13 protein-coding genes are annotated in these 13,285 nt (G+C 63.5%); 9 read left to right on the plus strand and 4 right to left on the minus strand.

From position 1 onward, the window contains the following. Positions 1-52 precede the first annotated feature (52 nt). Positions 53-1,957: a DNA primase gene (dnaG, locus tag BHK69_RS26080; protein WP_069692647.1), complete on the minus strand. Its 1,905-nt coding sequence runs from the start codon at positions 1,955-1,957 to the stop codon at positions 53-55. A gap of 117 nt (positions 1,958-2,074) precedes the next feature. On the opposite strand from dnaG, the gene BHK69_RS26085 reads away from it, so the two are divergent. Then, positions 2,075-2,350 carry a type II toxin-antitoxin system VapB family antitoxin gene (locus BHK69_RS26085; RefSeq protein WP_069692648.1) on the plus strand — a complete coding sequence of 92 codons (276 nt, stop codon included), beginning with the start codon at positions 2,075-2,077 and terminating at the stop codon, positions 2,348-2,350. Next, positions 2,347-2,736 (plus strand): type II toxin-antitoxin system VapC family toxin, encoded by a 390-nt coding sequence (locus tag BHK69_RS26090; protein ID WP_069692649.1) that lies wholly within the window; start codon positions 2,347-2,349, stop codon positions 2,734-2,736. The genes BHK69_RS26085 and BHK69_RS26090 overlap by 4 nt, the downstream gene beginning before the upstream one ends. A gap of 14 nt (positions 2,737-2,750) precedes the next feature. On the opposite strand, the gene BHK69_RS26095 is transcribed toward BHK69_RS26090, so the two are convergent. After that, positions 2,751-3,212, minus strand: a complete 462-nt coding sequence (locus BHK69_RS26095; protein ID WP_069692650.1) for a GatB/YqeY domain-containing protein — start codon at positions 3,210-3,212, stop codon at positions 2,751-2,753. 175 nt (positions 3,213-3,387) lie between these two features. On the opposite strand from BHK69_RS26095, the gene carA reads away from it, so the two are divergent. Together carA and BHK69_RS26105 are read left to right on the plus strand one after the other, a co-directional pair. Beyond that, positions 3,388-4,596, plus strand: a complete 1,209-nt coding sequence (carA, locus tag BHK69_RS26100) for a glutamine-hydrolyzing carbamoyl-phosphate synthase small subunit (RefSeq protein ID WP_069692651.1) — start codon at positions 3,388-3,390, stop codon at positions 4,594-4,596. Between the two features lie 160 nt (positions 4,597-4,756). Beyond that, on the plus strand, positions 4,757-5,095 hold the full coding sequence (locus BHK69_RS26105; RefSeq protein ID WP_069693975.1) for an NIPSNAP family protein: 339 nt from the start codon (positions 4,757-4,759) through the stop codon (positions 5,093-5,095). A 121-nt stretch (positions 5,096-5,216) separates the two neighbouring features. Here BHK69_RS26105 and BHK69_RS26110 read toward each other — a convergent pair whose 3' ends face one another. Next, the gene (locus BHK69_RS26110; protein ID WP_069692652.1) at positions 5,217-5,654 is read right to left on the minus strand and encodes a type II 3-dehydroquinate dehydratase; all 438 of its coding nucleotides are present in this window, start codon (positions 5,652-5,654) and stop codon (positions 5,217-5,219) included. 187 nt (positions 5,655-5,841) lie between these two features. Further along, complete coding sequence (locus BHK69_RS26115; RefSeq protein ID WP_069692653.1) at positions 5,842-6,675, minus strand: transporter substrate-binding domain-containing protein; 834 nt, start codon at positions 6,673-6,675, stop codon at positions 5,842-5,844. Positions 6,676-6,927: 252 nt separating this feature from the next. Here BHK69_RS26115 and BHK69_RS26120 point away from each other — a divergent pair, with 252 nt between their 5' ends. The 5 genes from BHK69_RS26120 to BHK69_RS26140 all read left to right on the plus strand — a co-directional run bounded on the left by BHK69_RS26120 (position 6,928) and on the right by BHK69_RS26140 (position 13,283). Continuing rightward, positions 6,928-7,620: a GntR family transcriptional regulator gene (locus tag BHK69_RS26120; RefSeq protein ID WP_083269694.1), complete on the plus strand. Its 693-nt coding sequence runs from the start codon at positions 6,928-6,930 to the stop codon at positions 7,618-7,620. Positions 7,621-7,816: 196 nt separating this feature from the next. Continuing rightward, positions 7,817-8,650 (plus strand): prephenate dehydrogenase, encoded by an 834-nt coding sequence (locus tag BHK69_RS26125; RefSeq protein WP_069692654.1) that lies wholly within the window; start codon positions 7,817-7,819, stop codon positions 8,648-8,650. 186 nt (positions 8,651-8,836) lie between these two features. Continuing rightward, positions 8,837-10,435 (plus strand): methionine--tRNA ligase, encoded by a 1,599-nt coding sequence (locus BHK69_RS26130; protein WP_069692655.1) that lies wholly within the window; start codon positions 8,837-8,839, stop codon positions 10,433-10,435. Positions 10,436-10,800: 365 nt separating this feature from the next. Further along, the gene (locus tag BHK69_RS26135; RefSeq protein WP_069692656.1) at positions 10,801-12,240 is read left to right on the plus strand and encodes an ATPase domain-containing protein; all 1,440 of its coding nucleotides are present in this window, start codon (positions 10,801-10,803) and stop codon (positions 12,238-12,240) included. 26 nt (positions 12,241-12,266) lie between these two features. After that, positions 12,267-13,283: a sensor histidine kinase gene (locus tag BHK69_RS26140; RefSeq protein WP_069692657.1), complete on the plus strand. Its 1,017-nt coding sequence runs from the start codon at positions 12,267-12,269 to the stop codon at positions 13,281-13,283. Positions 13,284-13,285 lie beyond the last annotated feature (2 nt).

Below are 13,285 nucleotides of genomic sequence, written 5' to 3' on the forward strand. Positions count from 1 at the left end.
CACCTGCAATCGGCACGCACAGCATGACGGCGGAAGCCGGAGCAGCTAGCCCTCAATCTCCGGACATGGCCTCCGTGCCCTCGATCGTCTCGAGGCGGGCCTTGACGTCCTTGATCCAGGCAAAATTGGCTTCGGTCGCTTCGTCAGCCAATGCGCGCTCGGCTGCCTTCAGCTCGCTATGTAACGTTCGCGCGCGATGATGCAAGACGATAGCCTGTCGAATTGAGTCGAAAACCGATTCTGGATCAGCCGCTTGCGTCAATTTTTGGCGCTCCGCCGGCCCGGTGATCGCCAATAGCGCGCTTTGGGCCTCCTGCACACGCGGTTGGAGCAGGCGATCGGCAAGCGCATTCTCGTCGAGGCTGTCATCCATGGCAGCCTCGAGCAGCACCTGGCGGAAGCGCTCGGCGGCGGGGCCATCGAGCGCGAGCTCGGCAATCTCGTCGGCGCAGCGCAAGATCAGATCGGGATGGCTCGCCAGCGCCAGCAAAATGAAGGCCTCGCGCACATCCTCGCCACGGCGGCCCGCCATCATCCGCGACTGCGTCAACTGGCTGCTCGCCTTGAGCGGACCGACAGCCCAGGGCGCCACGGCCTGCCGGAAACCGCCGCGCCCGGCACCGCCGCCTTGAGGGCGGCCGCGCTGAAAGCCGCCGTCACGGCCACGCTCGGCCCGCGCGGGAGCGGCGCTGGCGAAAAGCTGGCTCAGGCGCTCATCCATCTCGCGGCGGTAATGCCGGCGCGTCGCCTCGTCCTTGATCTGGCCGAGCGGCTCCTTCAGCCGGCGCTCGAAGGCGGCGCGACGCTCGGGCGTGTCGAGAGGGCCGGCCTCGACCTCGCGCGTCCAGAGCATGTCGACCAGCGGGCGCGCCGCCTGCAGCACCTCGGCGACCGCCATCTTGCCGCCCGAACGCGCCAGATCGTCGGGATCCTGCCCGTCAGGCAAGGTCGCGAAAGCGAGCGACTTGCCCGGCTCCAACATGGGTAGCGCGAGGTCGATCGCGCGGCTCGCCGCCTTGCGCCCGGCCTTGTCGCCGTCGAGGCAGATCACCGGCTCGTCGGCCATGCGCCAGAGCAGGCCGAGCTGATCCTCGGTCAGCGCCGTGCCCAGCGGCGCGACCGTCTGCGGAAAGCCCGCCAGCGTCATCGCGATCACGTCGACATAGCCCTCGACGACGATCACCTGGCCGGTGTCATGCGAGCCCTTGCGCGCATTGTGGTGGTTGAACAGCAGCGAGCCCTTGTGGAAGAGCGGCGTCTCCGGCGAGTTCAGATATTTCGCCGAGACCTCGGCGCTCATCGCCCGGCCGCCGAAAGCGATCACCCGGCCGCGCGCATCATGGATCGGGAACATGATGCGGTCACGGAAACGGTCATAGGGCACGGCGATCTCGTCGCCATGCACGAGCAGCCCCGTCTCCATCATCAGCGCGGCGTCGACGCCCTTGGCTGCGAGGTGATCGCGCAGGGCGAAGCGGTCCGGCGGACCATAGCCCATGCGGAAGAGCTTGCGCGCCTCGCCCTCCAGCCCCCGGCCCGAGAGATAGCGCCGCGCGCCTGAACCGCGATCGCCCATGAGCTCGGCCTCGAAGAAACGCGCCGCGAGCTCGACGACCTCATGCAAGCCCTTGCGCTTCTCTTCCTGGACCTGCGCCTCATGCGTGATCTTGGGCAGCGTCACGCCGGCTTCGGAAGCGAGCTTCTCGACGGCTTCCGGGAAGGAAAGCCCTTCCGTCTCCATCACGAATTTGAAGATGTCGCCGTTCTTGCCCGAGGAGAAATCGAAGAATGAGCCCTTCTGGTCATTGACGAAGAAGGAGGGCGTCTTCTCCGCGTTGAAGGGCGACAGGCCCTTCCATTCGCGGCCTGATTTGGCCAGGCGCACGCGCTTGCCCACGACCGCCGAGACCGGCAGCCGCGCCTTGATCTCTTCCAGGATGGAGGGCGGGAACTTCATGATCTTCTATGTGGGCGTGTGCGCGGCGGAAGCCAATCATGGATGTAGCCGCCGACCGCATTATTGGCGCAATCCACAGCGCCATGATAAAGAAAGAGCGGCAAAAGGAAGAAAGCTGTGGCCCTCAACATCAAGGATCCGGAGACGGAGCGGTTCGTGCGTACCCTTGCGCGCCGGCGCGGCCTGACACTGACGGAAGCCGTGCGCCAGGCTGTTGGCAACGAGCTTGAGAAGGATGCGATGTCCGAGGAGGAGAAAGCGCACAGGATTGCCGAGGGACGCCGCAAACTTGCCGCCCTGTATAGGAAATACAATATCACGCCGACCGACCACAGCATGACCAAGCAGGAGATGGACGACGCCATCGGCTATGACGAGAACGGCTTCTGGTGAAGCTCGTCGTCGACACGTCAGCGATCGTCGCGTGCCTGACCGGCGAAGCCGAGCGAACGATTTTCGTCGACCGCCTGCAGTTGGCCAACGAGCGGGTCGTCTCGGCGGTCAATCTGCTGGAAGCACGCCTCGTTATCGCCTTCGCGAAGGCGCTGCCCGTCTCGTTGATCGACGACTTCCTCGCAGACTATGACGTCGCCGTTGTCCCGTTCGACTCAGCCCTCTCCGATCTCGCCTTCGACGCCTATCGCCGCTTCGGCAAGGGCAGACATCCCGCCAAGCTCAACATGGGCGATTGCGCCGCCTACGCGCTGGCAAAAGCGCGTGGCTGGCCGCTTCTGTTCAAGGGCGAGGATTTTTCGCTGACGGATATCGAGCGGGCCTGAGCCCGCCCCCGTAATCAGTCGCCCAGCGCCGCCTTCACCAGCCCGCTCGCTTTGGCGAAATCCATCTGGCCGGCGAATTTCGCGCGCAGGATCGCGATGACCTTGCCCATGTCCTTGACGGACGCTGCGCCGCTCTCGGTCACGGCCGCCGCGATCACGGCCTTGACCTCGTCCTCCGACATCTGCTTGGGCAGATAGGCGTTGATGACCTCGACCTCGGCGCGCTCGCCTGCGGCGAGCTCGGGGCGGCCATTGGCGTCGTAGATCGCGATCGATTCCTGGCGCTGCTTGATCATCTTCTGCAGCAAGGCGAGGATTTCGTCGGGCGTCGTCTCCGGCTTGCCCAGGCCGCGCGCCTCGATGTCCTTGTCCTTCAGTGCCGAGGTGATCAGCCGGATGGTCGAGACCTTGCCCTTCTCGCCGGCCTTCATCGCCTCCTTGAGATCGGCCGTGAAGCGCTCGCGCAGGCTTGTCATGGTGATATTCCCTTTTTGTGCCGCAGGCTCGTTTTGCAGAGACTCTGCGCCTGCTTCGATTGACGGGGCGGAACCACGTCTTTAAGGCTCGCGCTCCAGACATGGGCGCAAGCGCAGAACCGCTGTCCCGCCTGAAACATCGCCGCGCTTTCGCGGCCTGGACCGAGACATAGACATGACCGCTCCCGAAGGAAACCCCGCGACCGGCGGCTGGATCGAGCCGCGCGCGACCGCGCTCCTGGTGCTGGCCAACGGCATGGTGCTCGAGGGCTTCGGCCTGGGCGCGACCGGCCAGGCGCCCGGCGAACTCTGCTTCAACACGGCGATGACCGGCTATCAGGAGATCCTGACCGACCCGTCCTATGCCGGGCAGATCATCACCTTCACCTTCCCCCATATCGGCAATGTCGGCGTCAACGAGGACGACGTCGAGACGGTCAACGCCGCCGCCTCCTCGGGCGTTCGCGGCCTCGTGCTGCATGCCGCGATCACCGAGCCCTCGAACTGGCGCGCCAACCGGCATTTCGACGCCTGGCTGAAGGCCCGCAACATCGTCGGCATCAGCGGCATCGACACCCGCGCGCTGACCGCCCTGATCCGCGACAACGGCATGCCCAACGCGATCATCGCCCACAGCCCCGACGGCGTCTTCGATATCGAGCGGCTCAAGCGCGAGGCCGCGGCCCTGCCCGACATGGCCGGGCTCGACCTCGTGCCGCTGGTCACCGCCGCCCAGCGCTATAGCTGGGACGAGACGCCCTGGGTCTGGCCCGTGGGCTATGGCAAGCGCGAGAGCGTGGTCCACAAGGTCGTCGCGATCGACTACGGCGTGAAGCGCAACATCCTGCGCCTGCTCTCCAAGGCCGGCTGCGAGGTCACCGTCGTGCCCTCGACCGCCAGCGCCGAGGACATCCTGGCGCTGCAGCCCGATGGCATCTTCCTCTCGAACGGACCGGGCGACCCGGCCGCAACAGGCGAATATGCCGTGCCGGTGATCAAGGCGCTGCTCGACAAGAAGATCCCGACCTTCGGCATCTGCCTCGGCCACCAGATGATGGCGCTCGCCATCGGCGGCCAGACCATGAAGATGAAGCAGGGCCACCACGGCGCCAACCACCCTGTGCAGGACAAGACCACGGGCAAGGTCGAGATCGTCTCGATGAATCACGGCTTCGCGGTCGATCCGGCCTCTTTGCCGGCGCATGCGGTCGAGACCCATGTCTCGCTCTTCGACGGTTCCAACAGCGGCATCGCGCTGACCGACCGCCCGGCCTTCAGCGTGCAGCATCACCCCGAGGCCTCGCCGGGCCCGCAGGACAGCCACTATCTGTTCACCCGCTTCGTTGAGATGATGGCGGCGAAGAAGGCCAAAACTGCCGCCTGAGCAAGACGGCGGCCTGAGCGCGGCATTCAGCCCTCATCCTGGGGAGTGGACGAAGTCCACGTCTCGAAGGATGCTCCAGCAGGCTCTCAACCATCCCTTGAGACGCCGCTTTCGCGGCGCCTCAGGATGAGGGCTGCGGATGTCGACAAAGGAGCCGGGCATGATCCACCAACTGCGCATCTACGAGATCTTCGAGCGCAACAAGGGCGCCTTCCACGCCCGCTTCCGCGACCATGCGATGCGGATCATGGCTCGGCACGGCTTCCAGATCGTGGCGATGTGGGAGACCGCAAGCGCCGGCCGCACCGAATTCGCCTATATCCTCGCCTGGCCCGACAACGAGACCCGGACGGCGCACTGGACGACGTTCCTCGCCGACCCGGAATGGATCGAGATCAAGCGCGTCACCTCGATCGAATATGGCAATCTCGTCGGCATAGTCGAGGACCGGATCATGACGCTGACGGATTATTCGCCGACCGGCGCTATTTCCGCTTGAGCGCAGGTGCCGAGCCCGCATTGGGCGACGCCGACGGAGCTGCGACATGGAGGCCTCGGTCCGGCTGACCGAGCGTCCGAAGGGCGCCCCGGGATGACGATTCTTGTCTGGTCCAAAGCCGTCAGCTCTGGCTCAGCAGGTCCCGCATCGCGATCAGCGCGGTAGCGTAGCCGCGCGCGCCGAGGCCGGCCATCACCGCCGTTGCGACCGGCGAGATCAGGGATTTGTGGTAGATCGCCTCGCGCTTGTGGACGTTCGAGATGTGGAACTCGATGATCGGCCCCTCGAACATCTTGAGAGCGTCCATGATCGCGACGGAAGTGAAGGTGAAGCCGGCCGGGTTGATGACGATGCCGGCCCCCTCGTCGATCGCCTCATGGATCCATTCGATCAGCTCGTATTCCCGGTTGGACTGGTGGAAGACGATCTCGCGCTCAGGGACCGCAGCCCGGCAGAGCCCCTCGACCTCGGCCAGCGTGGTATGGCCGTAGATCTCGGGCTGGCGGCGGCCGAGGCGGTTCAGATTGGGTCCGTTCAGGACATAGATCGGCTTCTTCATGGACAGGCTCCGCAGCGACCGCCGCTGGCTGGCTCAAGCGTTTTCGCGCGAAGTGGATACCGGCTCGCGTGAAGAAAACGCGTTAAAACAAGAATCTAGAGTAGTTGAACGATCCAATCGGATCGGAAATTGCTCTAGGATCGAATCCACCGCGCCGCCGGAATGACGGCGCGGCGGCAAGCCACGATCAGCTGACGGTGAAGGGGATATTCTCGAGGCTGTCCGGGAATTTATGCACCGGCACTTTCATCCACTTGTCGTAGACCTTCTGAAGCTCGCCATTGGCCTTGATCTTGTCGATGAAGCCGTTGAGCGCGGCATTGATCTCCTTCTCTCCCAAACGCGTGCAGGCGCCGTTGTAGAGGTTTTGGAATTCGAGCTTGTTCTCGAAGATGCCGGGCCGCGCCTGCTCGATCCGCTGGAGGTAGAAGATGTTGCCGCCCAGCGCCTGGACCTGGCCCGAGACCAGCGCCTGGATGCTGGGCGCATCGCCGTCATAGCGGCGGATCGTGGTGTTGGCCGGCGCGTTCTTGGTCACCTGCGTGTCCTGGGCCGCGCCCTTCGCCACGCCGATGGTGTAGCGGCCCATATCCGCATTGGTCTTGATGCTTTCCGCCTTCGGGCCGATCAGGACGATGGTGTTGGCGACATAGGGCTTGCTGAACTGCACCGCCTTGGCCCGCTCCGGCAGCATCGCCATCGTGGCGAAGAGCAGGTCGACGCGACCGGTCGTCAGCGCGGGAATGCGGTTGTTGACCTCCAGCGCCACGAATTCGATCGTGACGCCGAGCTCCTTGCCGAAGAGCTCGGCGATATCGGCGTCCAGCCCCTCCTGCTTGCCGGCGCTGTTGACGAAGCCCCAGGGCGGGTTGTCGCCCTGAATCCCGACCACCAGCTTGCCCCGGCTCTTGATCTCGGCCGGCGTGATCGCCAGCGCGGGCCGCGTCGCAATCGCCGGCGCGGCGAGAAGCGCAGCGCCTCCCAGCAGGATGTCGCGTCGCAAAAATTTCGGTCCAGACATCGTTGTTCCCTCCCCAGGGTACAGGTCGCACGGTGCTTTACGGGCATGATCGGCCCTCGCTCCCGTTTGGCCACGGGTAGCTCGATCGCCAATCTTTCATCTGCTGAAATTAATTTCAACTGATGAATCATGAAACATCAGATATAATAGGAGCTGGCATTGACCGTCATGCCCCGGCTGGCCTCCTTTCCAGCCCCGGTCTATGCGGGAATGCGGGGTCCGGAGACGAGCCTGCGAATGCGAGCACTGTGAATGAACGAGCTTCCAGTCCAGATCCTGCGCGACGAATCGGAAGCCGGAACAGCCGGCGAGCAAGCCTATGAGCGGCTGCGCGCCGACATCGTCTTCGGCCGCCTGCAGCCCGGGCAACGGCTCAAGCTGGAAAGGCTGCGCCTGGATTACGGCGTCGGCATCAGCACCTTGCGCGAAATTCTCAATCGCCTGGTGCCGGAAGGCCTGGTCGTCGCCGAGGGGCAGCGCGGTTTCCAGGTCGCGCCCTGTTCGGCAGCCGACCTCAAGGAGATCGCCGCGCTGCGCCTCCTGCTTGAGTGCCATGCGATGGAGCAATCCTTCCAGGCCGGCGACATGGAATGGGAAGGCCGCGTCGTCGCCGCCCATCACAAGCTCGCCCGGATGGAGACCCAGCTGCTCGCCGGCGACCGCTCCAATGCCGAGCCCTGGAAACGCTATGACTGGGAGTTTCATCAGGCGCTGGTCTCGGCCTGCGGCTCGCGCGCGCTGCTGGCCCTGCATTCGGGCGTCTATGACCGCTATCTGCGCTACCAGATGGTCTTCGTCATCTTCCGCGGCGAGATCGCCGCCGACGAGCACCGGGCCTTGCTCGACGCCGCCTTGAAGCGCGAAGCCGCCAGGGCGCAGGAGATCCTGTCCGCCCATATCTGGGGCTGCGTCGACTTCGCGCTCGGCCGGGGCCTGTCGAGCTGAGGCCAGCCCTTTGCCGGTTGACAGTCCCGCCGGCGCGGGATTTAAGCGGCGTATGACCAGCCTCGCCCTGCTCCGCACCCAACAGTATTACGCGCTCTTTTCATAAGAGCGGGCGCATTTTCATGTTCAACCGCTGCGCTTGGCGGATGAACTAAAGGCAGTCACCCGGCATCGCGGCCTCCGAGAGGACCAGACGATGCCTACCCAGCGACATACATTCTCCTCCATCGGCCTGATGGGCTTTGGCGCCTTCGGCCGATTGATGGCGCGGCACCTCCAGCCGCATCTGCCGCTTGTCGTCTTCGATCCGGCGCGGGCGCCTGAAGCCGACGGATCGGGCAAGGGCCTGGCTCCCGGCGGCATCGCGCAGGTTGCCGCCTGCGACATCGTCATTCTCGCCGTCCCGGTCGACCAGCTGCCCGAGGCCATAGCGAGCCTGCGCCCGCATCTGCGCACCGGTGCGATCGTGCTCGATGTCGGCTCGGTGAAGATCGAACCGGCGCGCCTGCTGCTCGCGGGCCTGCCCGACACTGTCGAGATCATCGGCACCCACCCGCTCTTCGGCCCGCAAAGCGCGCGCCACGGCATAGCGGGACTGAAGATCGCGCTCTGCCCGATCCGCGGCGACAGCTTTCGCCGGATCGCCGCCTTCCTGCGCCATGTCCTGAAGCTCGACGTCATCCTGACCACGCCGGACGCGCATGACCGCGACATGGCCATGGTGCAGGGACTGACCCATCTCGTGGCAAAGATCCTCGTGCGCATGGAGCCGATGCCGCGCCGCATGACGACCAGGAGCTTCGAGCTGTTGATGCAGGCGACCGAAATGGTGCGCCATGACGCGCCCGGCGTCTTCCTCGCGATCGAACGCGCCAACCCGCATGCGCGGGCCGTGCGCGAGCGGTTTTTCAGCTATGCGGAGGAGCTGACCGAGACATTGGAGCTCGGGCATCGAATCTCGCCAACAAGCGCGCTAAACGCGCCAATCGTGTCGGATTCCGCCATTGGCGAATGTCTTCGCATCGACTAAGCTCGCTCCATGATCAATTCCGCGCCGTTCATCGCGTCCGCTATGATGATGCCGCCCTGCAAACCGGGAGCGGTCCCCTTCGGCATGTGACTTGATCAAAACGTCCGACACGCCTGAGCCGCTTCCACCCGAAGCGGCTTTTTTATTTCCGGAATCGCCGCCTCATCTCGAGCGAGGATTCCAGAAATGCCGATCGAAACTCCTGATCCAGACGCAAGCCCTCACCGCTACATCACCACCGCCATCCCTTATGTGAACGCCGCGCCTCATGTCGGTTTCGCGCTGGAGATGGTGCAGGCAGATGCCTTGGCCCGCTTCTATCGGCAATCGGGCGATGAGGTGCGCTTCCAGGCGGGGACCGACGAGAACAGCATCAAGAACGTCCAGGCCGCCAACCTCGCGGGCATCCCGGTCGCGGAACTCGTCCAACGCAACGCCCTGCGTTTCCTCGCCCTGAAGGACAGCCTCGACCTTTCCTTCGACGATTTCGTCCGCACCAGCGCCGACGCTCGACACAAGGCGGGCACCGAACATCTATGGAAAGCCTGCTGCGACAATGGCGACATCTACAAGAGCGCCTATCGCGGCCTCTATTGCACGGGGTGCGAGCAGTTCTACGGGGTGGACGACCTTCACGACGGACGCTGCCCCGAGCACGGCACGATCCCCGAAACGGTCGAGGAAGAGAATTGGTTCTTCCGGCTGTCGCGCTACCGAGATCGCCTCCGCAGCCTCTATGCACGCGGCGAAATCGAGATCGTCCCGGAAAGCCGCCGCAACGAGGTTCTCGCCTGGATCGAGCAGGGGCTCACGGATTTCAGCATCTCACGCAGCGCAGCGCGAGCCGGTGGATGGGGCATTTCCGTGCCCGGCGACCCCGAACAGGTGATCTATGTCTGGTTCGACGCGCTCGGCAGCTATGTCACGGGGCTGGGCTACGGAAGCGATGAGGCTCTTCTCTCCCGCTACTGGACAGGTTCTGCCTCCCGCGAGCATGTCATTGGAAAGGGCATCACCCGCTTCCACGCCGTCTATTGGCCGGCCATGCTGCTCTCCGCCGGCCTACCCGTTCCGACGCGCATTCTCGTCCATGGCTATGTCACGCTCGAAGGTCGCAAGATCGGCAAATCCGCCGGCAACGCGATCGATCCGGTTCCGCTCGCGGCGGAGCTCGGCACGGATGCGCTGCGCTACTACCTGCTGCGCCATATCCGCTCGACCGGCGACGGCGACTTCTCGCACGAACGCTTCCGGCAAGCCTATGAATCCGAACTCGCGGGACAGCTCGGCAACCTGGCGCATCGCGTCCTCAGCATGATCGAACGCTATTGCGGCGGGATCCTGCCAGCGCCGCCGGACGGGTTCGCGGCAACCGACAGGCTCTTGAAGGCAGGCCAGGGCCTGAACGCCACGGTCACCGGGCATCTGCAGGCCTTCGCCTTCGACCATGCGCTCGACGCACTCTGGCTCTTCATCGCCGAGGCCAATCGCTATGTATCCGAGGAAGAGCCCTGGGTCCTGGCAAGGAAAGCGACTTCAGGGCAGGATTCCGGCCAGAATTCCGGCGATGCCACTGCTAACCTCGCCAAGCTCCATCGCTGCCTGTTCAGCCTTGCCGGCGCGCTCCAGACGATAGCGGAATGCATCGTCCCGCTGCTCCCGGCAGCCAGCCGAAGGCTGAGCAAGAAACTCGGCAAAGATGGGGGCTATTCAGCGCCGGCCTCCCCCGACGCCTTGATCGGAACCAGGGTTGCAGCCGGCGCGCCGCTTTTCCCGATGCGCTGACGGGCACAGCCAGCCTCGCACCAGATGGCGTGCATCATGCGCCACACCTGCCAAGCGCAGCCGCTATTGCGCGAAATAGGCCGAAATCCGCCGGTTCGCATGCACGACAGAATGCTCATCGCCGATGACCAATTCATGTCGCTGTCGCGTTGTCTCGGCTACGGGCGGGTTCCAGGCTCCTCGCTGCGCGTCGTAGGAACAAAAAACGGACGCCGTTCCCGCGAACATGTCAAAAGACATAGGCGAGAATCGTGTTTGATGCTGTGAGGCTGCAAGCGACCCCGGAATGACCATACGCACCCCGAGATTATTCTTGCTTCGGCATCGCGCGGCGTCGGCTCTCTCCAAAACGCGAAAAGGCGGTCATGGCAAAACGGAAAAAGCAGCTCGTCGTAAGTTCCGGTATTGTCGGTCTTGACGAAATCCTTCGCGGCGGTCTCCCCGCTTCTAATCTTTATATCATGCAAGGCGCTCCAGGAGCGGGCAAGACAACCGCGGCCCTGCAGTTTTTGCGCGCCGGCGTCGATGCGGGAGAGCGCTGCATCTATGTCAGCCTTTCGCAGACTGCCTCGGAACTCCAATCGATCGCCCTTTCGCATGGCTGGACGCTCGATGGCATCCGCGTTGAGGAACTCTCAGCCTCCGAAGCGGTCAACGGCACCGCGGACCAAACTATTTTCCAGACGGCTGAACTTCGGCTGGACGAAACGCGAATGGCGATCGAGCGCGCAATCGAGGAACATAAACCCGAGCGGCTCGTGTACGATTCCCTGCTCGAAATCCGGCTGATTACCGGGGACACCCCGCGTTTTCGGCGTGAACTCATCGGCTTCAAGGCGTTTTTGGCCAAGAAGGGCATCGTCGCCCTGCTGCTGGATACCCAGACCAATGGCGGGGAGCGGAGCGGCGAAGAAATCGAGGGCATTGCGCACGGCGTGATCCGTTTTGACAAGTCGCTCGAAGAGTACGGAGCGGTGCGGCGGCGCATCGAGGTCAGCAAGATGCGGGGCGTGGCTTTCGCGGACGGCTACCATGACATGGCCATTCGCGAGGGCGAGGGCGTCGTGGTGTTTCCCAGGATTGTTCCGGGTTCGGCGGTCGAGGTCGTCAAGCCGCAGCTCATCAAATCGGGGGTCGAAGCGCTTGATGAAATGTTCGGCGGCGGGCAGGAATCGGGAACGATCACGCTCGTCATCGGTCAGTCCGGCACTGGCAAATCCACGATGTCATCGCTTTACGCGACAGCCGCCCTACAGCGAGGCGAAAGCGTCGCTCTCTTCTTGTTTGAGGAGCGGCTCGAAACCTTCTTTCGGCGCTCGGAAGGTCTCGGCATGGACCTTCGCCAGTTTCACAAGGATGGCCAACTCGTCATTTGCGATTTTAGTCCCAACGAAATTTCGCCGGGCGAGTTCGGTCAAATTGTTCAGCGGGTTGTCGCTGAAAACAAGACGCGTGTCGTCGTAATCGATAGCTTCACCGGGTATCTCAACTCGTTGCCGCATCGCGACAAGGCCGTGCGAGATATCCAGTCACTTCTGAAACATCTCGCGCGCGCGAATGTCTTGACGATGCTCATCGTCGCACAGCACGGGCTGCTGGGGCAAAATATCGGAATCGATGTCGACGTCAGCTTTCTCGGCGATACGGTGCTTCTGCTTCGTATCAGTGAGCATGAAGGCCGGCTCAGGCGGAGCATCACGGTTGTCAAAAAGCGACACGGCCCGCACGATCTCGATGTCCGGGAGCTCCTTATCGCAAGCAGCGGCATCTCGGTTGTTTCCTATAATCCCCTACCCGACGCGTGAGCGTCTTTGCGCAAAATAGTATTGGAATGCTCGACTGGGTGCTAATCTTGGCGCCCTATCGCAAAGACGCCTCGTACATGGCGTCGCTACTGCTTGAGCATGGGATCCGTGCCCAGGCAGTGACCGCGACCGAACTGCCAGATCGCCTCGCGGAGTTTCCAGGCGTCCTCGTCGTCACGCACGAGGCGCTCAATCCGGTCGCGATCAAGGTGATCGCACAATTCCTGCAGGACCAGCCGAACTGGTCGGAAATTCCGATTGTCATCCTGCTCGACCGCGCGGCGCCTCAATCCCGTATCCAATCAGCGCTCGCCAGCGCCTGGCCTCGTTCGCGCCAGACGTTTTACCAACGCCCCGTAGCCGCGCTTGAACTGGTGAGCGGTATCCAGTCTGCGCTCCTGACCCGGTTCCGGCAGCGTGAGGTTCGGGACTATCTCGAGCGAGAAACGGAACTGCGGCTCGAGCTCAATCATCGCGTAAAGAACATTCTCGCGAGCGTGATTTCGATTTTCCAGATGACGCGTCGTGGCGCGAGTTCGGTCGATGGCTTGGCGGGAGATTTTGCCGGTCGTCTGACGGCGCTATCGAACGTCCATTCCGTTGTTTTCAACGCAGGTGGAGAAGAGGCACAATTGAAGGACATCATAGGCGCGACGGTCGCGCCTTACCGGGCTGAAGGGCACTCCGGAATTCACACGAGCGGTCCCGACATTTTGGTGCCCCGCGGAGTGGGCACAACATTAGCTCTTTGCCTGCATGAGCTTGCCACAAACGCGATAAAATACGGAGCCTTGTCCAATCCCGAGGGCCAGATTGCGTTGACCTGGGATCTCTCCTCCGACCCCGATCCCGTCCTGACGATCACCTGGAGCGAACACGGGGGGCCACCCGTCGTCGAGCCATCACGCGTGGGCTACGGAACTCGCTATATGCGCTCGGCGTTGACGAGCGTGTTCGGAGAGCGCCCCGAATTCATGTTCGCTCCCGAAGGTTTTCGCTTCGTCGTGCGCGGGCCACTTTCACGCCTGGCGCAGAAACCATGAGG

Source organism: Bosea vaviloviae, assembly GCF_001741865.1.
GTDB classification, from domain to species: Bacteria; Pseudomonadota; Alphaproteobacteria; order Rhizobiales; family Beijerinckiaceae; genus Allobosea; species Allobosea vaviloviae.